Origin of the sequence: Clostridium kluyveri (assembly GCF_001902295.1) — a bacterium.
GTDB classification, from domain to species: Bacteria; Bacillota; Clostridia; order Clostridiales; family Clostridiaceae; genus Clostridium_B; species Clostridium_B kluyveri_B.
The window spans coordinates 1,563,302-1,585,436 of record NZ_CP018335.1; the positions used below are offsets into that span (position 1 = coordinate 1,563,302).

25 protein-coding genes and 1 other annotated feature are annotated in these 22,135 nt (G+C 31.6%); of the genes, 18 read left to right on the top strand and 7 right to left on the bottom strand.

Going from position 1 to position 22,135, the window contains the following annotated elements; translation table 11 throughout:
- Positions 1–14 precede the first annotated feature (14 nt).
- The 3 genes from BS101_RS07695 to scpB are packed head-to-tail and all read left to right on the top strand — an operon-like array spanning position 15 to position 2,561.
- On the top strand, positions 15–1,223 hold the full coding sequence (locus tag BS101_RS07695; protein ID WP_073538301.1) for a CCA tRNA nucleotidyltransferase: 1,209 nt from the start codon (positions 15–17) through the stop codon (positions 1,221–1,223).
- The gene (locus BS101_RS07700) at positions 1,214–1,975 is read left to right on the top strand and encodes a segregation/condensation protein A (RefSeq protein ID WP_073538302.1); all 762 of its coding nucleotides are present in this window, start codon (positions 1,214–1,216) and stop codon (positions 1,973–1,975) included. Before BS101_RS07695 ends, BS101_RS07700 begins: the two co-directional genes overlap by 10 nt.
- Positions 1,959–2,561 carry an SMC-Scp complex subunit ScpB gene (scpB, locus tag BS101_RS07705; protein WP_073538303.1) on the top strand — a complete coding sequence of 201 codons (603 nt, stop codon included), beginning with the start codon at positions 1,959–1,961 and terminating at the stop codon, positions 2,559–2,561. Before BS101_RS07700 ends, scpB begins: the two co-directional genes overlap by 17 nt.
- 116 nt (positions 2,562–2,677) lie before the next feature.
- Here the strand turns inward: scpB and ytfJ are convergent, their stop codons facing one another.
- Together ytfJ and BS101_RS07715 are read right to left on the bottom strand one after the other, a co-directional pair.
- Entirely contained in the window at positions 2,678–3,142 is a 465-nt protein-coding gene (gene ytfJ, locus BS101_RS07710; RefSeq protein ID WP_073538304.1) for a GerW family sporulation protein, read from the bottom strand.
- 203 nt (positions 3,143–3,345) lie between these two features.
- Positions 3,346–3,726 (bottom strand): DUF2953 domain-containing protein, encoded by a 381-nt coding sequence (locus BS101_RS07715; RefSeq protein ID WP_242951428.1) that lies wholly within the window; start codon positions 3,724–3,726, stop codon positions 3,346–3,348.
- A gap of 309 nt (positions 3,727–4,035) precedes the next feature.
- Here BS101_RS07715 and BS101_RS07720 point away from each other — a divergent pair, with 309 nt between their 5' ends.
- The gene (locus BS101_RS07720) at positions 4,036–5,220 is read left to right on the top strand and encodes a D-alanyl-D-alanine carboxypeptidase family protein (protein WP_073538306.1); all 1,185 of its coding nucleotides are present in this window, start codon (positions 4,036–4,038) and stop codon (positions 5,218–5,220) included.
- An 8-nt stretch (positions 5,221–5,228) separates the two neighbouring features.
- Here the strand turns inward: BS101_RS07720 and BS101_RS07725 are convergent, their stop codons facing one another.
- Positions 5,229–5,705 (bottom strand): hypothetical protein, encoded by a 477-nt coding sequence (locus tag BS101_RS07725; RefSeq protein ID WP_073538307.1) that lies wholly within the window; start codon positions 5,703–5,705, stop codon positions 5,229–5,231.
- 112 nt (positions 5,706–5,817) lie between these two features.
- On the bottom strand, positions 5,818–6,918 hold the full coding sequence (locus BS101_RS07730) for a PocR ligand-binding domain-containing protein (protein ID WP_073541182.1): 1,101 nt from the start codon (positions 6,916–6,918) through the stop codon (positions 5,818–5,820).
- A 505-nt stretch (positions 6,919–7,423) separates the two neighbouring features.
- On the opposite strand from BS101_RS07730, the gene BS101_RS07735 reads away from it, so the two are divergent.
- The 7 genes from BS101_RS07735 (at position 7,424) to rnfB (ending at position 13,178) form a co-directional block, all read left to right on the top strand.
- Positions 7,424–7,837, top strand: a complete 414-nt coding sequence (locus BS101_RS07735) for a SoxR reducing system RseC family protein (protein ID WP_073538308.1) — start codon at positions 7,424–7,426, stop codon at positions 7,835–7,837.
- A 236-nt stretch (positions 7,838–8,073) separates the two neighbouring features.
- Positions 8,074–9,432 carry an electron transport complex subunit RsxC gene (gene rsxC / locus BS101_RS07740; protein WP_073538309.1) on the top strand — a complete coding sequence of 453 codons (1,359 nt, stop codon included), beginning with the start codon at positions 8,074–8,076 and terminating at the stop codon, positions 9,430–9,432.
- Between the two features lie 19 nt (positions 9,433–9,451).
- Positions 9,452–10,444 (top strand): RnfABCDGE type electron transport complex subunit D, encoded by a 993-nt coding sequence (locus BS101_RS07745; RefSeq protein ID WP_012101651.1) that lies wholly within the window; start codon positions 9,452–9,454, stop codon positions 10,442–10,444.
- An 88-nt stretch (positions 10,445–10,532) separates the two neighbouring features.
- Positions 10,533–11,081 carry an RnfABCDGE type electron transport complex subunit G gene (locus tag BS101_RS07750; protein ID WP_073538310.1) on the top strand — a complete coding sequence of 183 codons (549 nt, stop codon included), beginning with the start codon at positions 10,533–10,535 and terminating at the stop codon, positions 11,079–11,081.
- A 2-nt stretch (positions 11,082–11,083) separates the two neighbouring features.
- Positions 11,084–11,725: an electron transport complex subunit RsxE gene (rsxE, locus tag BS101_RS07755; RefSeq protein ID WP_073538311.1), complete on the top strand. Its 642-nt coding sequence runs from the start codon at positions 11,084–11,086 to the stop codon at positions 11,723–11,725.
- 1 nt (position 11,726) lies between these two features.
- Positions 11,727–12,305: an electron transport complex protein RnfA gene (locus BS101_RS07760; protein ID WP_073538312.1), complete on the top strand. Its 579-nt coding sequence runs from the start codon at positions 11,727–11,729 to the stop codon at positions 12,303–12,305.
- A gap of 15 nt (positions 12,306–12,320) precedes the next feature.
- Positions 12,321–13,178: an RnfABCDGE type electron transport complex subunit B gene (gene rnfB / locus BS101_RS07765; protein WP_073538313.1), complete on the top strand. Its 858-nt coding sequence runs from the start codon at positions 12,321–12,323 to the stop codon at positions 13,176–13,178.
- Positions 13,179–13,254: 76 nt separating this feature from the next.
- Here the strand turns inward: rnfB and BS101_RS07770 are convergent, their stop codons facing one another.
- The 3 genes from BS101_RS07770 to BS101_RS07780 all read right to left on the bottom strand — a co-directional run bounded on the left by BS101_RS07770 (position 13,255) and on the right by BS101_RS07780 (position 15,117).
- Positions 13,255–13,773, bottom strand: a complete 519-nt coding sequence (locus BS101_RS07770) for a Gx transporter family protein (RefSeq protein WP_073538314.1) — start codon at positions 13,771–13,773, stop codon at positions 13,255–13,257.
- A gap of 124 nt (positions 13,774–13,897) precedes the next feature.
- The gene (locus BS101_RS07775) at positions 13,898–14,572 is read right to left on the bottom strand and encodes a DUF4397 domain-containing protein (protein ID WP_242951429.1); all 675 of its coding nucleotides are present in this window, start codon (positions 14,570–14,572) and stop codon (positions 13,898–13,900) included.
- A 77-nt stretch (positions 14,573–14,649) separates the two neighbouring features.
- Positions 14,650–15,117 (bottom strand): DUF4883 family protein, encoded by a 468-nt coding sequence (locus BS101_RS07780; RefSeq protein ID WP_073538316.1) that lies wholly within the window; start codon positions 15,115–15,117, stop codon positions 14,650–14,652.
- 110 nt (positions 15,118–15,227) lie between these two features.
- Between BS101_RS07780 and BS101_RS07785 the strand changes: the two genes are divergently transcribed.
- The 7 genes from BS101_RS07785 (at position 15,228) to trpB (ending at position 22,109) form a co-directional block, all read left to right on the top strand.
- Entirely contained in the window at positions 15,228–16,052 is an 825-nt protein-coding gene (locus BS101_RS07785) for a Cof-type HAD-IIB family hydrolase (RefSeq protein WP_073538317.1), read from the top strand.
- Between the two features lie 56 nt (positions 16,053–16,108).
- Positions 16,109–16,428 (top strand) — a binding site (T-box leader).
- A 46-nt stretch (positions 16,429–16,474) separates the two neighbouring features.
- Positions 16,475–17,905 (top strand): anthranilate synthase component I, encoded by a 1,431-nt coding sequence (gene trpE, locus BS101_RS07790; protein WP_073538318.1) that lies wholly within the window; start codon positions 16,475–16,477, stop codon positions 17,903–17,905.
- On the top strand, positions 17,906–18,490 hold the full coding sequence (locus BS101_RS07795; RefSeq protein ID WP_073538319.1) for an anthranilate synthase component II: 585 nt from the start codon (positions 17,906–17,908) through the stop codon (positions 18,488–18,490).
- Positions 18,480–19,487, top strand: a complete 1,008-nt coding sequence (gene trpD / locus BS101_RS07800; protein WP_073538320.1) for an anthranilate phosphoribosyltransferase — start codon at positions 18,480–18,482, stop codon at positions 19,485–19,487. Before BS101_RS07795 ends, trpD begins: the two co-directional genes overlap by 11 nt.
- A gap of 15 nt (positions 19,488–19,502) precedes the next feature.
- Positions 19,503–20,291 (top strand): indole-3-glycerol phosphate synthase TrpC, encoded by a 789-nt coding sequence (gene trpC, locus BS101_RS07805; RefSeq protein WP_073538321.1) that lies wholly within the window; start codon positions 19,503–19,505, stop codon positions 20,289–20,291.
- A gap of 31 nt (positions 20,292–20,322) precedes the next feature.
- Positions 20,323–20,922: a phosphoribosylanthranilate isomerase gene (locus BS101_RS07810; protein WP_073538322.1), complete on the top strand. Its 600-nt coding sequence runs from the start codon at positions 20,323–20,325 to the stop codon at positions 20,920–20,922.
- A complete protein-coding gene (gene trpB / locus BS101_RS07815; RefSeq protein WP_073538323.1) occupies positions 20,919–22,109 on the top strand; it encodes a tryptophan synthase subunit beta in 1,191 nt (396 codons plus the stop codon). Before BS101_RS07810 ends, trpB begins: the two co-directional genes overlap by 4 nt.
- Positions 22,110–22,135 lie beyond the last annotated feature (26 nt).

Sequence of the window (22,135 nt, forward strand, 5' to 3'; positions counted from 1 at the left end):
AGGGAGGAGCCATTATGAATATCTTAAAATCTTTTACTAAAGATGAAATGGAGATTATAGAGGCAATAAGAGATTTATGTATAAAAAAAGGTGTAAGAGCCTATATAGTAGGTGGAGCTGTCAGGGATGCAATACTTCAAAATAAAATAAAAGATATTGATATATGTGTAAATTATAATCCAAATAGCATTATAACACATATAACACAATTGAAAGGGGTAAAATACTATAAGTATTATAAAAATTTTCAAACTGCTGCTGTAACTTTTCAAAATGGGGTTTGTATAGATTTAATAAGATGTAGAAAGGAATATTATAAAAAATATGGAGAGCTCCCCAAGGTGGAACCTTCAGACATATATGATGATCTGTATAGGAGAGATTTTACCATAAATTCACTGGCATATGATATAGTAGGAAATAGTATATTAGATGTTTATGGCGGCATAGATGATATAAAAAATAAGGTTCTTAAAAAGATACATTTTAATAGTTACAGAGAAGATCCTACCAGGATATTTAGAGCTGTAAAATATTGTGTAAGGTATGGATTTTATTTAGAAGACAAATGGGAAATAGAAAAGTGTATTAATGGAGATATATTTAATACAATAAGTAATGATAGAATAATGAAAGAAATATATTCTCTATGCTCTGAAATAAATTGGATAGGAAATATTCGTTTGTGTAATGATTTGAAAATATTTAATATTAATGGACAAGCATTGGAAGTTGAATATTCTGATTATGGAAAAGATTTGATTTCCATCTATAAAAATATAGATATGAGAATTTTGAGATTATTTTATTCCCTAAGAGATAAAGTCTATGTTAACATATTAATAGAAAACTCAATTTTAAATAGAAAATTGAAAAATACAATAAAATATTTTTCAGAGGAACTGCATGTGGTAATTAATTCTATAAAAAATACTTTAGATAACTATAAATTATATCAGTTGTTAAAAAGTATGAATGACTATGAATTGATATTCTTGAGTTGGTATTATGAGCTAAATTATAAAATTTATAATTATATAAATAACATGAGTACTTATAAACTGAGTTTAAATGGCAATGATATAATTGATCTTGGTATAAAAGAAGGTAAATCTATAAAGAAGATTTTGAATGGTGTAATGAAGATTGAATTAAATACAGCATTAAAATGGGAAAAAGAATATCTATTAAAAAACATAGGAGAAATGTATAAATGCCTTTAAATATAAAAATAGAAAATTTTCAAGGACCTTTCGATTTACTACTTCATCTTATAAAAAAAAATAAGATGAATATATATGATATAAAAATCCATAATATTACAGAACAGTATATTCAATACATAAACAATATGAAGGATATGGATCTGGAGGTGACCTCGGAGTTTATAGTTATAGCAGCATCACTTATAGAAATAAAGTCTAAAATGCTTCTGCCTAAACCTAAATTGGATGAGTCTGCTGGAGATGATGAAAAAGATCCAAGAAAACAACTGGTGGATAAGTTATTGCAGTATAAAAGATTTAAAGCAGCAGCGGAATTCCTTAAGGAAAGAGTGTTAAATATAGGTAAGATGTACGGGAAAATGCCAGAGATAATTGAAGTAAAGAATAAACCTGAAAATATGGAAGAGATCTTAAAAGGTACAGATATGGAAAAATTACATGAAATATATAAGAAACTTATTGATTTATATACAAACAAATTAAATAAAGAGAATACAGTTAATAAAAATATAACTGTAGATAAATTTAAACTAGAAGATAAGATGGAATATATAGTAGAAATTTTAGAAAGTAAAAAAAAGATTAGATTTTCAACTGTTGTAGAAAGCTGTTCTTTTAAAATAGAGAGAATTATAACTTTTGTTGCACTTTTAGAATTGGTGAAGCTTAGAACTATATCTATAATGCAATATAAAAATTTTAGTGAAATTTATATAGAAAGGGTAATTGAATATGGAGGAGAATCTTAATGAAAGTATATGTAAAATCGGTGAAAGTAATAGTATATCCAAGGATAACTATTTTTCTATAATAGAATCTCTGTTATTTGTATCTGGAGAACCCCTGACGTTAAAACAAATTGCAGCCATAATAGGATGCAATTTAGAATATACCAGAGACTTGATAAATGAGATGGCTTTTGAATATAAAAACTGCACTAGAGGTATAAAAATATTAAATAGTAATGATAAATACAGCCTGGTTACCAAATCTGAAAACAGCAGTTATGTGGAAAAATTGCTGAAAAATAATTTAAGACAATCTCTCTCTAGAGCAGCTCTTGAAACTCTAGCCATTATTGCCTATATGCAGCCTGTAACAAGGATAGATATAGATGAAATAAGAGGGGTAAAAAGTGATAGAGCATTAATGACTTTAATGGAAAAAAAGCTTATAGAGGAAAATGGAAGGTTAAGTGTTCCGGGAAGACCCATACTTTATGTTACAACGGAAGAGTTTTTAAAATATTTTGGATTAGATAGCATAAAAGAAATTCCTGGAATAGATGATTTAATTGACAATTATGAGTCAGTTTATAAATCAAATGAATCTTAAAAGAATTTATCTAAATTTTAGAATTGGCTAATACCCCCATCTTCTTCAAAATGGGGGATAAGCAATGAGGCGTGTCTGAGAAAGATATGAAAATTTACCTGTAACAAACTTTAAATTTAAGAGGAGGTTTTTTCTTTACTAGTCTCTTCTTCCTTTTTATTATCTTTTCCATCTTCTTTTCTGTGTGTGTTTTCTGGGTTCTTACATTTTGAACTTCCCATTCCTTTAATTAAATCCATTATCTGAGGAATGGAATCTACTATTTTATCATAGGTATTATTTTGATTTAAGGATAGAAGTCTTATGGAGTCACCTTTGGTAACTAAAAAAGCCACAGGCTTTACTGTAACCCCGGCTCCAGAGCCTCCTCCAAAAGGATATTCTAAATTAGATGTATCTTGATTATTAGAATTGAACTCACTTCCTCCAGATACAAAGCCTAAAGATACCTTTGAAATGGGTATTATGAAAGAACCATCTTTTGATTCTACCGCATCTCCTACTATAGTATTTACATCTATCATATCTTTCAAATTTTCCATGGTGCTTTTTAATAAGTTTTCTATAGGATGATTATCCATTGAAACTCCTCCTTTGAACTTTTAATAGTAAATTATAACTTACTCCTTTATCAAGTGATCTTTGGGCTCAGCTGGAGTTTACTGTAGAGAAATGCTTTTTCTCCACCTGAACTTTATAAGAATTTATCCAGGCGCGTGAACCTGCTTATCTCCCTTTGAAGAAGATGGGAGTATTAGTTAACTGCTGCGTTTGGATAAATATTTTATGTATGAAGAGGATTTAGTTTTTTAAGTTTTTTTCTATATTTAGCTAAAAGTATACCTGTATATATAATTTTAGCTAAACTTATGTAAATTATACTATTTATCTGTATTTTTAAATGCAAATTGTTAAAGTCAGGGGTTACGTAAATTTGATTTTGTTTTATGATGAATATTTTAGATAAAATGTTTAAAGTTAATGTATTTATTAAGGGTATAAAGCCATAAACTAAAGCTGTGTGAGCTGCATCTTCAAGGCCATAGGCAATTTTTATATCTATTTTAAGAGTAGATTTGAATTTTATTTCATCAACAAAATTTAAATTGTTTTTTATAGTCCTTATAAAAAGGGGTAATCTATTTTTTACTTCAGGATAATTCAAGGAGTAGTTATCCTTAATTGACTTAATTTTATTTGAAATATTTAAATTATAAACTTTAAAGATAAAATTTTTTTTAGAATATTTTATTTTTATTTTTACGGGAAAGGGAATAAAAAAAAGAACAATAAATAATGTAATAAATAAAAAAAAGAATAAGCCCATAATTTCCTCCATTTAATAGTATTTGTCTTTACTAATTTTTAACTATATAAAGAATTATATACTTATTTAGTAATAATTTTAATAGTAATATATTTATTTAAGGTAAAAATACTTAGTATTAATCAATAATAAGAGGAGAAGTAATTTATGAAAAGTATGGGATTAAAAAAAGTAAATATAATAATATTTTTTATTATATTTAATAATATATGTTGTTATAATGTATTTGCAGAGGGAGAACAGGGGATTATTAAAGCGCCTAATGTAAGTGCTAGATGTGCCGTAGCTGTGGATAGTAATTCTAAAGTAGTAGTATATGAAAAAAATGCTTATGAATTGGTTCCAATGGCAAGTACAACTAAAATAATGACAGCCCTTGTAGCTATGAAGTATGGAGATTTAAATAAAAAAATAGATATATCCCCTAAAGCTGCTTCCGTAAGAGGTTCTACAGTAGGCTATAAAAAGGGTGAGAGTATATTATTAAAAGAACTTTTATTTGGACTTATGTTGAGATCGGGAAATGATGCTGCCATAGCCATTGCAGAAGGCATTAGTGGAAGTGTAGAAGAGTTCGCAAAGCTTATGAATGAATATGCAGGTGAATTAGGTGTAATAAATACTCAATTTCAAACCCCTCATGGGCTGGACAGTGAAGGTCACTATTCTACGGCTTATGATCTTGCTCTGGTTACTTCGGCAGCTAAAAAAGAACCTTTATTTAATGAAATTGTAAGTTCTAAGGATGTGGATGGAGAAAAAAATAAATTTAGCAGAAGCTATCACAATATAAACAAAATACTGTGGCAGATTCCAGAAGCAAATGGAGTCAAAACTGGATATACTGGAAAGGCAGGAAAGTGTTTAGTTACTTCTGTAGCTATTGAAAAAAATGATATTATAATAGTGGTTTTAAATTCTCCTGGAAGATGGGAGGAAACAGATAAAATATATGAGTATGTAAATAAAAATTATAAGTTTGTAAAATTATTTTCCAAAGGAGATATTGCAGCAGAATTGAAGATCAATAGAAATAATCTAAAATTACAATGTGAAGATGATATTGTATTACCTATAAAAAATGGATTTAAATATACTACAAAAATTATAAAACCTCAGAAAATAGCATATAACGTAAAAAAAGGTGATAAAATAGGAATGCTTTGTGTATATGAAAATGATAAAAAAATATACAGCACTGCTTTAATAGCTTCCAGAGATGTAAAAATAAGAGGATTTATGCATAGAATTTTTGGCTTCAGGGGTAATGTAAATCCCCCTGAAGTTTCAATTGATTTTCAAATACCTAAATATCAAGCGATTCTTAGATAAAGCTTAAATTAAAGATAAAATAAATTTTCTTTTTTTGAATCTTCATTTAAGTTAAATCTTTTTATCTCAGGTAAGTCTTTGTCTTCTATATTCTTGAGTATATTTTCTAGTAATTCTTCATTAAATTTAACATTATGCCTTATACTCATTTTATTATCAATCCTATAGTCTATATAATCTGGAGTATTTTGTACCACATAGGTAGGAAAAAGGCTTTCTATAGATCTATATATAAGTGCATATTGATATATTGAAGCATCTATAATATTTCCATTATATACATTGAAACAATGGGCAAAACTTCTACTGTAATTGTCATTTATACGGAGACATAATATACCTTGAACTGCGGGTACATCCATATCTATACGATTACATAATTGATTTATAAGTGAAGCCATTAAAGGTCCATTATTTGAAATAGTATATTTGTCTATACAGTATTTACAGACATTTTTAAAAAATGCCTTTTCAGAAATTTTCATGCCTACTCACCTCCTGTTGAAATCATATTTTTAATAATATAATCTATTATTTTACATTGAAACAATTGATATTTAGGAAGTTATTTGTGCTATAGAGTGAGTCAATTCTCTATTACCTTTTAAATCTATCCATATTGGAAATTGCTAAATTATTTAATTTATCTGAAATTGATATAACTTCCTGCAAATTTGCATTGGTCTCTTCAATGGCAGATGTCTGCTGTTCTGTAGTTTCTAGGGTAGAATTTGATGTTTCTACAGTTTTGTCTACAGATTCTTCAATTTTTTTAGTAAGATCGGATATTTTCATGGCGGTGTTTTTGGAATTTTCAGATAATTTTCTGATTTCTGTAGCAACTACTCCGAAACCTCTACCCATATCTGCTGCTCTAGCTGCTTCTATAGCAGCATTTAATCCAAGCATTTTGGTTTCATCAGCTATACTTTTTATGGAATCTAATATGGAATTAATTTCCGTAGATATATTTTTTATATTAATGATTTCTTTATTTAAAGAATGTTGATTATTTGAAACATTAACTGAGGATGCTGACAATTCTTCCATTATGGCAGAAATCTGATTTAAATTGTCTGAAAGAACCTGAGAGGTTTTTTTCAACTGAAGTTCTTCATATCCTATTTTGGAAAGTGCATTTATAATAATATACAGTACTTCTGCCGCTGCTGTTATATTTTTTCTAGTAGTAATTTTTACTCTGCCTACGGCTTCTAAATATTTATTTTCATCAATACCTATTTCTTTTGCATTCTTTTTGTATATTGCGTCTTCTGGAGTAGAAGTTAAAATTTGACCACCTAAAATTGTTCCAATCTGCTGACCTGCAACTAATATAGGTGCCGCAAAATCTATCAATCCAGCATGACAGGTGTAAACGTAAGGTTTTCCCGTTCTTGTTGCCTCCAGTCCCCCTCTTTTATGGGATTCAGCACAGCGTCTAGTGCCAACATCCGTAGATTGGGTGAGTCTCAAACAAAAATCAGTATAAGAGCTTGGCTTAGTTACAGGATTTCCATCCATATCTACAGTTACACTGGCAATATCCATACTTTCAGCAAAGTTATCTTGAAACTTTTGGAGTAGATCAATATCGATAATATCCTTTATCTTAAGTGAACTTATATCAGATTCAAGTGAATTTGCATAGGATCTAAATGAACTTATATTAGAGTCTGTTGGCTTTTTAGTAATCATTTTTAACATAATTTTAACCTCCCCATAGAAATAATAAATTTGAATTATGAAAAACTGTTATATGTAATATTTTACCATATAATGCTGTAATGTTTCCTACTAATATATATAGTATATAATATATAAATATATTAGTATATACTATTATAATAGTATATTTATATTATTCAAGTAAAGGGTAATTTAAACTGTTATTGAAAAATATTGAGGAATTAGTAAATCAATTATAATTTTAAATACATATTAAAAACTATTCAAAAAAAAGCTAAAAAATTTTAAAATTAAAAAATGAAATCCCTCATATTTCTATATGAAATTTAAAAAAATGATGTATAATATATAGTGAAAAGTTTAGAATGTTTTAAAATACCAACAGTCAAAACTAATTAGTACAGTTATAAAAAAATTATGATACAGTATGAAAATTTATGGTATAATTATAGAAATAAAGGAGCAATGTCATATATTTAGAAAAGGCCAACAAATAAACAAGGAGATGTAATCAATGAAAAAGGAATCAGAGGGCATCGTAATTGAAACAACAGAAGATTTTGCTAGGGTTAAGGCGAGCAGACATGGAGACTGCAAGAATTGCGGTGCTTGTCCAGGCGATAATGCTACGGTGTTAGATGCTAAAAATCCTATTGGAGCAAAAGCTGGGGAACATGTCATTCTTGAAATGAGGGAACAAAATATGATAAGAGCAGCCTTTGTAGTATATATAATGCCTATTATATCAATTTTTTTAGGGGTTTTGGTTGGAACATGGATATTTAATGCTGTGGGGTATTATGAAATGGTATTTAAGGTAGCAGGTGGAATAGTGTTTTTTGCTATATCACTTGTATATATAAAAGTATTTGACAAGGCAACAGCTAAAAATGATGCCTCTAAACCTGTAATTAAAAAGGTATTATAATTGAAGTCAATTTTACGGCTCCTTTTAAATTAAATATGGTTTTTTATTAAATTAGAGGAATGTTTATTCTAATTTAACTTGTTATGTTGAATTTTATTTAAGGATTATAATTTTATATTAGAGTATAGATATTATTTACCTATACTCTAATATGGAAATTATTTTATATGTTAGTTTGTAAAAACTAATATTTTCACAATTAAATTTTAAAATTATTATTGAAAGAGGTGTTAAAAGTGTTAAAAAGTTTTCTGGGCGGAATACATCCTAATGATAACAAGAAGTACACCGCCAATAAGCCTATAGAAGTAGCACCTATACCTGATAAGGTATTCATTCCCGTTAGACAGCATATAGGTGCTCCTACATCTCCTATAGTGAAAAAAGGTGATGAGGTTAAGAAGGGACAGCTTATTGCTAAAAGTGATGCTTTTGTATCAGCTAATGTACATTCTTCTATTTCTGGAAAAGTTGTAGATGTGGCTGAATATCCACACCCTGGGTTTGGAAAATGCCTCACTATAGTCATTGAAAATGATGGAAAGGATGAATGGATAGAGGGAATACCAATTTCTAGGAATTGGCAGGATTTAAGCGATAAGGATATAATGAGCATAATAAGAGAAGCTGGTATTGTAGGAATGGGAGGAGCTACATTCCCATCACATGTGAAACTTTCACCGCCAGCAGATAAAAAAGTGGAATTTTTTATCTTAAATGGAGCTGAATGTGAGCCTTATTTAACATCTGATTACAGATCTATGCTGGAATATACAGATAGGATAGTATCAGGTGTTAAAATTATTATGAAAATCTTAAAAGCAGAACAGGGATTTGTAGGTATTGAAGATAATAAAAAAGACGCTATTGAGGTTATGGAGAAAGCTTTTCAAGGAACAGGTGTACAAGTTGTTGCACTTCCTACCAAATATCCTCAAGGAGCTGAAAAGATGCTTATAAAGGTGTTAACAGGAAGAGAAGTTCCATCAGGAAGACTTCCTATGGATGTAGGTGCAGTTGTTCAAAATGTAGGTACATGTATTGCAGTCAGTGATGCGGTGGAAAAAGGTATTCCACTTATACAAAGGGTTACAACTTTAAGTGGAGGAGCTTTAAAAGAACCTAAGAATTTACTGCTTAGGATAGGAACTACTTTTAAGTATGCCATTGATCTTTGTGGTGGATTTAAAGAAACTCCAGTTAAGGTTGTTATGGGTGGACCCATGATGGGATTTGCACAATCTAATTTAGAAGTACCTATACTAAAGGGTGTATCTGGTATACTTTCATTGTCTGAAAGTGATGCAAACACAGGAACAGAAACTGCATGTATTAGATGCGGCAGATGTTTAAATGCCTGTCCTATGAGCTTGAATCCAAGTATGTTGAGTATTCTTGGCCAAAACAATTTATATAGAGAAGCTAAAGAAGATTATAACCTTTTAGATTGTGTGGAATGTGGCAGTTGTGTATATGTGTGTCCTGCTAAGAGAAATATTGTACAATATGTTAAATATTTAAAAGCTGAAAATGCAGCTCAGGCAGCCAGAGATAAAGCTGAAGCAGAAAAAAATAAAGAGAAAGTTGCAAAATAATGTAAGGGGTGATTGTAAAATGGCAGAAGCACAAACAAAAAAAGATATTTTTACGGTTTCAACATCACCACATATTCGTTGTGATGAATCTATTTCTAAAATAATGTGGAATGTTAATTTAGCATTGGCTCCAGCAGCAATTTTTGCTATATATAACTTTGGCATTCCAGCACTAAAAACTATGGTAGTAGGTATTCTAGCTGCTGTGATTACAGAATATGCAGTTCAAAAAATAAGAAAGAAACCTGTAACTATTAAAGACGGAAGTGCTTTTTTAACAGGACTTTTACTTGCTATGTGTCTTCCACCTGGAATTCCTGCTTATATGGTTGCTATAGGAGCATTTATAGCTATAGCAATAGCTAAACATTCCATGGGGGGACTTGGATATAACATATTTAATCCGGCTCATATAGGAAGAGCAGCTTTAATGCTTTCATGGCCTGTAGCCATGACTACATGGACAAAGCTTACCACAAGTGTGGATACTGTAACTAGTGCTACTCCTCTTGGAATTTTAAAACTTGATGGATATTCAAAGTTAGTTGATACATTTGGAGGAACAGGAGCACTTTATAAGGCATTATTTATAGGTACTCGTAATGGCAGTATAGGGGAAACCTCTACAATATTGCTTGTTTTAGGCGGACTTTATCTTATATATAAACGTTATATCAATTGGCAGGTTCCTGTAGTAATGATTGCAACTGTAGGCATACTTACCTGGGCTTTTGGCGGAACTTCAGGATTTTTCACAGGAGATCCTATTTTCCATATGATGGCAGGTGGATTGGTCTTTGGCGCTTTTTTTATGGCTACGGATATGGTTACTATACCTATGACAGTTAAAGGACAGATTATTTTTGCTATAGGTGCAGGAGCTCTTACCTCCCTTATCAGATTAAAAGGTGGATATCCTGAAGGTGTTTGCTATTCAATATTATTAATGAATGCAGTTACTCCTTTAATAGATCGTTTTATACAGCCAGTTAAATTTGGTGCTAGGAAATAACTTCTTATGGATAATTATATAAAAAACACGTTTAAGATTACTAAAAATTTAACAATCCCAGTTAAATTTGGGACAAGGAGGTAGGCTCATGGAGAATAATAACAGTGTATTTAAGATTACTAAAAATTTAACAATTACATGCTTTATAGCTGGAGTTATAATTGCTTTAGTTTATTATATAACTGCTCCGGTAGCAGCACAGAAACAAATTGAATTAAAAAATAAAACTATGCAAAGCTTAGTTAAAAATGCAGATGATTTTAAATCTGTAAGTGGCAAGACAGATTGGTATGAAGCAAAGCAGGGAAGCAATACAGTTGCTTATGTATTACCTGCGGAAAGTAAAGGATATGGTGGGGCTATAACTATGTTGGTAGCCGTTACTCCAGACGGAAAAGTAATAGGTTTTAGTATATTGTCTCATAATGAAACACCGGGACTTGGAGCTAATGCGTCAAAAGACTCTTTTACATCACAATTTAAAGGTAAAACAGCTGAGGATCTTTTAGTTGTAAAAGATAAGTCAAATCATAAAAATATTCAAGCTATGACAGGTGCTACAATTACTTCAAGAGCTGTAACTAAGGGAGTGAAAGAGGCAGTTGAAAAGGTTACTACGTTTACGGGGGGTAAATAATTATGAAAGGATTATGGAATATATTTAAAAAAGGATTAGTTTCAGAAAATCCTATACTTGTTCTTGCACTTAGCTTATGTCCGGCACTGGCAACAACTAGTTCTGCTGTAAATGGTTTGACTATGGGACTTTGTGTATTGTTCGTTATAACTTGCAACAATACAGTAGTTTCTATAATTAAAAAATTTGTAAATCCTAAGGTCCGTGTACCAGTATATATAACCTGTATAGCAACCATAGTTACTGTAGTGGAACTTGTATTAGAAGCTTATGCACCTGAATTATACAGTCAATTAGGAATATATTTGGCACTTGTAGTTGTATTTGCTATAATACTTGCCCGTGCAGAGACATTTGCTTCAAAGAATCCTGTAATACCATCCTTCTTTGATGGATTGGGAATGGGTTGTGGATTTACTTTAGCTTTGGTTTTAATAAGTATAATACGTGAGTTATTTGGTGCAGGAACTATATTTGGAATACATGTAATGTGGGCTTCTTATAATCCTGCATTGATTATGATACTTCCACCAGGAGCTTTTATATTAATTGGATATTTAGTGTCCTTGGTAAAAGTTTATAATCAGCATGTGGAGAAAGTCAAAATGAAAAAGTTAGAACAATTAAGTGGAGGTGAGGTATAGTATGGCTTATTTAACTTTGTTTATAAGTGCAGTAATTGTAAATAACTTTGTTTTAACGAGGTTTTTGGGACTTTGTATATTCTTTGGAGTTTCTAAAAATTTAGATGCCTCATTAGGTATGGGTATGGCTGTTACTTCAGTTATTACTTTAAGTTCTATGCTTGCCTGGGTAGTTTATACTTTTGTACTTGTACCTTTTAATCTAGTATTTCTAAAAACTGTAGTTTTTGTACTTTTAATTGCAAGCTTTGTACAACTTTTAGAAATTATTATAAAAAAACAGGCACCTGCACTTTATAATATGTGGGGAATATACCTTCTTTTAATAGCTACAAACTGTGTTGTACTTGGTGTACCACTTATAAATGCTGAATCTAATTATGGATTTATAGAAAGTGTAGTTAATAGCATAGGTTCTGGTCTTGGATTTGCCCTAGCTATAGTTTTAATGGCAAGTCTTAGAGAAAAATTAAGATTAGCGGATGTACCTAAACCCCTAGAAGGTCTTGGAGTAGCTTTTATTTTGGCAGGAATGCTGGCTTTGTCCTTCATGGGTTTTTCAGGCATGATTTCGCTTTAGAAAGGGGCTGGTGAAATGCAGACAGCAATTATGGTTTTAATAGTAATGACCATTATAGGACTTTTGTTTGGACTTATTTTGGCCTATGTAGATAAAAAATTTGCAGTAGAGGTAAATCCACTTATAGAATTGGTAGAAGATGTACTCCCAAAGGGACAATGTGGAGGATGCGGGTATGCAGGATGTAAGGCATATGCAGAGGCGGTTGTGCTGGACGAAAGTGTTTCTCCTAATCTTTGTGTACCTGGGAAAGAAGAAGTTGCAAAGGCAGTGGCAGAACTTACCGGTAAGTCTGCTGGAGATGTTGAAGCAAAAGTTGCTCATGTAAGATGTTCGGGAGATTTATCAAATACAGTAAAAAAATATGACTACAAGGGAATAAAGGATTGTACTGCGGCAAATTTACTTCAGGGAGGACCTAAAGCCTGTGAGTATGGATGTTTAGGTTTTGGAACTTGTGTAAAACATTGTCCTTTTGATGCATTAACTATGGGGTCTAAAGGGTTACCAATAGTTGATACATTTAAATGTACAGGCTGTGGTTCTTGTGAAGCTGCTTGTCCAAAGAGCGTAATTCAACTGAGACCTTTAGGTTCAAAAGTTCAAGTTAATTGTAATTCTAAAGATAAGGGTGCACAGGTACGTAAATCCTGTAAGGTAGGATGCCTTGGATGTGGACTATGCATGAAAAACTGCTCCTATGATGCTATTAAGCTGGAAAATAATTTAGCAGTAGTGGATCACCATATCTGTATTGAAAAATGCAGTGAAGCTACTTGTCTTGCTAAATGTCCTACAGGAGCCATTAAAAAAATTACAAGTGCCATGGATTTGCAAGAGCAAAGTAAAGAAGAAGCTGCGGCAAATTCATAATTAGATGATAAAAACATGCTGCAGAAAAAACTGCGGCATGTTTAATTCCACCTGAACCTCTGAATTACTTGAGCGATCAGGAATCCAAGAAACTTTTAAATATGGGAATTCTACTTAAATTGTCCATTAGGAATTTTGTACACCAGCCTATAAAATATCCTGTTATTATGGCAGATATTAAAAGTACAGGCAGGTATATATATATTTTAAAGTCCTGAATTATAATAGATGCTATTAATAACTGACCTATATTATGAAATATGGCGCCGCATATGCTTATAGTCCAAAGACTCATGGAATTTTTAAAATATTTATATAATATAATCATAACTAAATTGCTTAAAATTCCACCAGCTATGCTGAACATAAATGCGGTCATTGTACCGTTGAACATTGAACCTAAAAGAGTTCTTAAAAGCATTACCAGTAATGCTTCCTTCCAGCCTAAAAGTATTAAAGTGGCCAGTGATACTGTATTAGACAATCCTAGTTTGATTCCAGGAAATAAAACTGGAATCTGTGCTTCTATTATATATATGACTAGAGCCATGCCTACTAGAAAGCTTAAAAAAACTAATTTTTTTGTTTTATTCATTTTTACACCCTAAGTATTTTTATTATAGAAAATTGTCACAAATGATCTAGTTATGATTTTACTATAATAGAAATTTATTTACAATGTTTATTGTAAAATTCACCCTTGTAAAAATGTAAATCAACTAAGAACCAATATAACTGTTGCCGTCCAGAGGAATTAATACTTGAAGTTCAGGTGGTTTAGATAAGTTTCCTACAGCATATATGGTATAAAATCTATCTCCACGTAATCGTATATTAGGTACATATAGAATTCTTTCATCGGAACTAGAAGACCTAGCTTCTATGGTATAGGTTCCAGGATCTACAGGTATATATGGAGTTATCTCTTTGTAAGATACATTTGAAAAAAGTGTATTCCCATCAGGAAGAACTACATTTAGGGTAGGTGCTTCAGGGGAAAGATGACCAAATCGTATAAATGCTTTACCTGGAATTTTAGGGCGGCGGACATCTTCTATAGATAGAAGGTCTATATTTGGATACTCATCTATGGCAGCCAGAGTAAATATTTTTTCCGGAGGTATGAATAAACTCTTATCTATAAGCGGATTTACAGTATTTCCAGAAGGAAATACTTTTATATGATATGTTCCAGAAGGTATAGTTACATAATCTGAAAAGTATTTATACAGTAAATTTCTAAACATAAGTCTATCGTTTAAATATACATCTATTGCAGGAGAATTTGGACTGGCATTTAAAAATCTTATATGGGATACAGCTCTAAATTTAGGAGCCCTGTAAAAATTCCGGGCACAATAAGGACAAATGAACATTAATAATTCACCTTTCATAAATTTATACAATAATAATATATGTATATAATCATATCTGTGATACAATTATATGAGATTTATAAAACAGAATTATATTAATACTGTTTAAAAAGATACTTACCTAAATAATATAAATTTAAAGAGGCTGGAATGTCACTTATATCTACATAGTCCATAGGATATTCTCCATCCCAGGGATAGATACACACATACTTTTCATTATATATGTCTATTAATAATTTTTCTTTGTTAAAGGTGAATGTAATTCTATAGGGAGATTTTTCCGGAAGATCTTTAGGTTTTGTAATAAAATTCTTCTTTTTAAGGGAAGACAGCATATTTTTTATATCTACAATATTATCTTTATCTAAATTTATTTCATCGTGAAAATTATTTTCTTCCATAGTACATTTTAATGGAGAAGATAAGGTTAAATTTTTAGCAAGTAAGTTTGTGTAATAAAAATTGTTTGGTTTTCGGGGATTAAATATATCATTGTTTAATTTATAACTAAGTCCTGCAAGAAATATAACCGGTATTAAAATTAATAAAAATTTTTTCAATTTATATCACACCTGACATAGAGTATTATAGTAAAATCTATGTTTTTATTTTAAGGGTTATACCTTAAATTTAATAATATATTAGTAATAAAAGTAGGAGGTTTTACATAATGAATTATAAAATTATTGCAGTAGATATGGATGGAACCCTTTTGGACGATGAGAGGCTGATACCAGAGTATAATAAAGATATGATATATAAAGCTATAAAGTTGGGAGTAAAATTTGTCATTTGTTCGGGAAGACCTCCTATGGCATTAAAGTTTTATTCTGAAATGGTATTTCCAGATGAACCTGTAATATGCTGTAATGGAGGGGTAATAATGGGAGAAAATAAAAATGTTATTAAATCAGTTCCCTTGAATAAATACAGCTTACTAAAGGTTATAGATATATTAAGAGAAGAGAAAGATACCTATTATCATTTTTATGACGATTTCGGACTTTATAGCGAGCAATTTAGGTATACCACTAAAAAATTTTATGATATTAATAATAGTCTCAGTGAAAAATTCAAGATGAAAATTACAATTGTAAAGAATTCAAAAACATTCATAAAACACTGCAGATGTAACATAACTAAAATAGTAGTTATAGACGAGGATGTAGAATATCTGGAGAGATTGAGAGATAAAATAGCTAAAGTTCCCGGCATAACAACTACAAAGTCAGATTTGTATAATATTGAAATAGTCAGCAGGGGTGTTTCAAAAGGCAGTGCTCTGGAATTTTTGGCACATTATTATAATATACCTATGGAGCAGTGCATAGCTGTGGGGAATGATGAGAATGATAAGAGTATGATTAAAACTGCCGGTCTTGGGGTAGCTGTATTTAATTCACGGGAAATTTTAAAAAAATCTGCAGATTACATTACAGAAACAGATAATAATAGTGGTGCTGTAGGAGAAGTTATTAAAAAATTTATATTGTAAAATATATTGACAACTATAAAATTTAGTTTTATAATATTAAATAACAATTTTAAAAGTTAAATCCTATGAGCAGGAGTAGTAAGTATTATAATTTAGGCTAAGAGAGTCTGAGATGGTGGGATTCAGACGCTAATGTTAATGCCGAATGGATCTGTAAGGTGTGATGTGAATTAATAGTAGCAATATCCGGTAGTCTACCGTTAAAAAGACAGGGTATCGAGAATATTCTCCGTACCTGAAAGAGAGAGTTTTATTTGGGTGGCTAAGAAATTGGGCATTTCTTCCTAAAAGGGAGAAATGCCTTTTATTTTTGATTGTACCATCTAATATAAGATTAATATGGGTGGTACCGCGGAAAATACACTTCGTCCCTTTTAGGGGATTGAAGTGTATTTTTTTAGTAACTTTGGAGGTGAAAAAGTATGTTAAATTTAAATGAAAGTGAATTTAATCTATTAAAAAATAATAAAGATGTCTTTCCTGTAATATGTAAATTAAATGGAGATGAAATAACGCCTATAAATATATTTTATAATCTAAAAGGTGAAAATAAAATAATAATGGAAAGTGTGGAATTCAATGAACAAAAGGGAAGATATTCTTTTATAACATGTAATCCCTATATGGAAATAAAAAGCTTTAAAAATGACATATTTGTAGAGCATAAAAATTCTAAATTTAAATTTCAAGGTAAAATAATGGACTTTATAGAGAAGTACATGGATATAAATTACAACACAAATTCAGTAGATATACCTTTTATTGGAGGGGCTATTGGATATGCGGGATATGACGTAATAAAACAGTATGAAAATATAAAAGATGATAATGAAGATGACTTAAAGATTCCTGAAAGTTACTTTATGTTCTATAAAAATTTAATATGCTACGATCACTTAAAGCATAGACTGATTTTAATATACAATGTGTTTCCAGAAGATGATATAAGTTATGAAGAAATCAATAGTTATTTTCAAATATTATACAGGCAGATTACTGGAAAAATAAAGGTTCATAATATTTCTAATAGTTCAAAAAAAGCGGAAGTTACTTCTAATTATACTAAAGATGAATTCTGTAGAAATGTAGAAAAGGCCAAAGAATATATAAAAAGCGGAGATATATTTCAGGTGGTTATTTCTCAAAGGTTAAAATGCAGCACTGAGCTTAAGGCCTTTGATATTTATAGAAAGCTGAGATATGAAAATCCATCCTCCTATCTTTTTTACATGGATTTTAAGGATTTTCAGGTAGTAGGCTCATCTCCAGAGAGGCTTGTGAGTGTGTATGGAGACAGGGTCAGCACTAACCCCATTGCAGGCACGAGAAAAAGAGGAACAAGCAGAGAAGAGGATGAAAAATTAAAAAATGAGCTTATAAATGATGAAAAAGAAAGGGCAGAGCATGTTATGCTGGTGGACCTTGGAAGAAATGATATAGGAAAAGTAAGTGAATTTGGAACCGTTGAAGTCACAAAATTTATGGAAGTACAGAAGTATTCCCATATTATGCATTTGGTATCTGAGGTTTCAGGAAAGCTAAGAAGTGGAATATCAAGTTTTGGTGCTTTTATTTCCTGTCTTCCTGCAGGTACGGTATCAGGGGCCCCTAAAATAAGGGCCATGGAAATAATAGATGAAATTGAAGATAGAAAAAGACTTCTCTACGCAGGAGCGGTGGGATATTTTTCTTATAACAAAAACATGGATACTTGTATTGCCATAAGGACAGTAGTTATTAAAGAAGGTTATGCATATATGCAGGCTGGCGGAGGCATAGTATATGATTCTGATCCTGAATCAGAGTATGAGGAATCTTTAAATAAGGCAAAGGCATTAATGGAGGTGGTGTAGTTGATATTGATGATAGATAATTATGATTCTTTTACCTATAATCTTTATCAATATATAGGAGAATTGTATGAGGATATAGTGGTAGTTAGAAATGATGAGGTTTCAGTGGAGGATATAGAGAAATTTAAAAACTTGCAGGGTATAGTTATATCTCCGGGACCTGGAGTACCAGAAGATTCAGGTATATGTATTGAGGTAATAAAAAAGTACGGAAAAGATATACCTATTTTAGGAATATGCCTTGGTCATCAAGCCATAGCCGTGGCCTACGGCGGAGATGTAGTCAGGGCAAAGGAAATACGACACGGCAAAACATCTATGGTGGAGCATGTAGAAAATGAATTATTTAAAGGAATTAAAAGTCCTATTAGAGCCATGAGATATCATTCTTTAATAGTGGATGAAGAATCCATAATTCCTACCCATATTATTAAAATTGCAGAAAGTGATGATGGTGTTTTAATGGGTATAAAGCACAGTGTTTACCCGGTGTATGGACTTCAATTCCATCCTGAGTCCATATTGACAGAATGCGGACGCGGTATAATAAAAAATTTCCTGCAGGAGGTATGTCATGTTAAATGAGGCTATAAAAGAGGTTTTATCAGGTAAGGATTTATCTGAAAGTCAATCTGAACAAGTTATGGAAAATATAATGAATGGACAGGAGCCTTCTACCCTAATAGCTGGTTTTTTAATAGCACTAAAAATGAAGGGAGAATCCATTCCAGAGATAACCGGCTGTGCAAAAGCTATGAGAAATATGGCAGTACCTGTAAAATTAAAATCTCAATATGCCATTGATACCTGTGGTACTGGAGGAGATGGGGGAAGGACTTTTAATATATCTACTGCAGCGGCTATTATAGCAGCTTCTGCAGGAGTAAAAGTAGCTAAGCATGGAAATAGGGCAGTGTCCAGTAAAAGTGGAAGTGCAGATGTGTTAAAAGAGCTTGGAATTAATATAAATTTAGAAAAATCCAAAGTTGAACACTGTATTGATAATGTGGGAATGGGATTTTTATTTGCACCTAGCTATCACAGCGCTATGAAAAATGTGGCAGGTATCAGAAGAGACTTAGGGGTTAGAACTATATTTAATATATTAGGACCTCTTACCAATCCTGCATTTGTGAAAGGACAGGTTATGGGAGTATATGACAGAGAACTTTTAGAGCCAGCAGCTAAAACACTTTTAAATTTAGGATGTGAAAGGGCCATGGTAGTTCATGGCGGAGACGGATTAGATGAAATTACAACTACTACGGTAACTTATGTATGCGAAGTTAAAGATGGAGAAATAAGAAAATACACTTTGTCTCCTGGAGATTTTGGTATAAAAACTACTTTTTACAAAAATATTGCAGGGGGTACTGCCAGGGAAAATGCGGCTATAATAATGGATATATTAAAGGGCAAAACTGGCCCTGAAAGGGATATAGTGGTGTTAAATAGTGCAGCTGCAATTTATATAGGCAAAAAGGCGGAGGATTTAAAAGAAGGGGTTCTAAGAGCCAATGAACTTATAGACTCTGGAAAGGCTTATGCCAAGTATGAGGAAATTTTAAATTACAACAATTGAGGCAGGTGTTGTGGGATGATATTAGATGATATAGTAGGCGTAAAGAAGAAGGAACTGGAGATTAGAAAGGAAAGTAAACCTCTAAGAGATATTGTAGATGAACTTAGCAGAATAGATGAATTTAAAATTAGAAATTTTAAAGGTGCCCTGATAAATGACAATATATCCATTATAGGGGAGATAAAAAGGGCATCTCCCTCTAAAGGTATAATAGACCGTAAATTTCAATTTGAAGGTATATGCAGCACATATGAAACACTGGATATAGATGCTGTATCTGTGCTTACTGAGCAGCATTATTTCAAGGGAAAGGATGAGTATTTAAAGAAGGCTAAAGAGTTTATTTCAAAACCTTTGCTGAGAAAAGATTTTATTGTAGATGAATATCAAGTTTATGAATCAAAGCTTTTAGGGGCAGATGCGGTACTTCTGATAGTGAGAATTTTAAAAGAAAATTTAGGCAAGTTTTATAAGATAGCTTCTTCCATAGGACTTCAATGTATTGTAGAGGTCCATAATAAAAGTGAACTAGATATTGCCCTTAAAATAGAACCGGAGATAATTGGAATAAATAACAGGAATCTTGAAAATTTTACTGTGGATTTAAAAAATACAGAAAATTTAATTAAGTATATACCGGAGCATACCGCTGTAGTTTCAGAAAGTGGAATAAAAACAAGTGTGGATTTCAAATATATAAAAAGTCTTCCTATAAATGGGGTATTAATTGGGGAGGGACTTATGAAAAAAGTTTATGATATAGAGAGTATCAAAAAATTCATAGACAGTGTAAAAAATGGATGACTTTCAATAGATAATTGGAGATGAGTGCACATTGATTAAAGTGAAGATATGCGGCCTTAAAAGAGAAGAGGATATTAAATGTGTGAATAAATATAAACCGGATTATGTAGGATTTGTATTTTCAAAGAGTAAGAGACAGGTAAATTTGGAGCAGGCTAAAATGCTTATAGCAAATTTAGATAGTAGTATTAAAAGTGTGGGAGTTTTTGTAGATGAAGCTTTAGAATATGTATACAACACATCAAAAATTTTAGCACTGGATGTAATTCAATTTCATGGCTCAGAAGATGAAGAGTATATGAGGCATTTTAATGAATTTACTATTTGGAAAGCTTTAAAAGTGAGGTGTAGGGAAGATATTCTAAATTTAAATTATAAATATGCAGATGGAATAGTTTTAGATAACAAGACAGCTGGAAGTGGGAAATGTTTTGACTGGGATATTGCAAGAGATATTAAAATTAAGAAGGACTTAATACTGGCAGGAGGTATCAATGAAGAAAATGTTGAAACTGCAGCTTATATAGTTAGTCCAAATATAGTGGATGTGTCCAGCGGCGTGGAAAGCCAGGGATATAAGGATTCCAGTAAAATAAAAATGTTTATTGAGAAAGTGAGGAATATTAAGTGAATAAATCATATGAAAATTCAGGAAGATTTGGCAGGTTTGGAGGACAATATGTACCGGAAACAGTTATGACTGCACTTATGGAACTTGAAGAAAGTTTTAACGAAGCAAAAGAGGATAGTAAATTTATTGATGAATACATGTACTATTTACAAGAGTATTCAGGAAGACCTACACCACTTTATTATGCGGAAAACCTTACTAAAAATTTAGGTGGTGCAAAGATATATTTAAAAAGGGAAGATTTAAATCATACCGGTGCACATAAGATAAACAATGTACTAGGACAGATACTTCTGGCAAAGAGAATGGGAAAGAAAAAGGTAATAGCAGAAACCGGTGCAGGACAGCATGGAGTGGCGGTAGCTACAGGGGCTGCCATGTTTCAAATGGAATGTGTCATATATATGGGAGAAGAGGACTGCAGGCGGCAATCTTTAAATGTGCTTAGAATGAAGATATTAGGGGCAAAAGTAGTTTCTGTAGAGTCAGGTACTAAAACTTTAAAGGATGCGGTAAATGAAGCTCTTAGAAAATGGGTGGAAAATATTGAAGATACCTTTTATGTAATGGGTTCTGTGGTGGGGCCTCATCCTTATCCAACTATGGTAAGGGATTTTCAAAGGATAATAGGGGATGAAACAAGAGAGCAGATTTTAAAAAAGGAAGGACGACTTCCCGATTATATAATAGCATGTGTGGGAGGTGGAAGTAATTCTATGGGTATTTTTTATCCTTTTGTAGAAGATAAAAGTGTAAAACTTATAGGAGTTGAAGCGGCAGGACTTGGGGTAGACACAGATAAACATGCAGCCTCTATGGCTAAAGGCTCTGTTGGAGTGCTCCATGGCATGATGACTTATCTCATTCAAGATGATGAAGGACAGATACTTCCTGTTTATTCTGTATCTGCAGGACTTGATTATCCCGGAGTAGGACCGGAACATGCCTATTTAAAAGATACAAAAAGGGCGGAGTACACTTATGTTACAGACCAAGAAGCACTGGATGCCTTTGGATATTTAAGCAGGTGTGAAGGTATAATACCGGCTCTTGAAAGTTCCCATGCGCTGGCCTATACAATGAAATTGGCACCTGAACTTTCAAAAGAAGAAATAGTTGTAGTAAATATCTCAGGACGGGGAGACAAGGACGTAGATACTATTTCAGAACTTAATATATTTGGGTAAAATTTTACAAAATATGGAGGATGTTT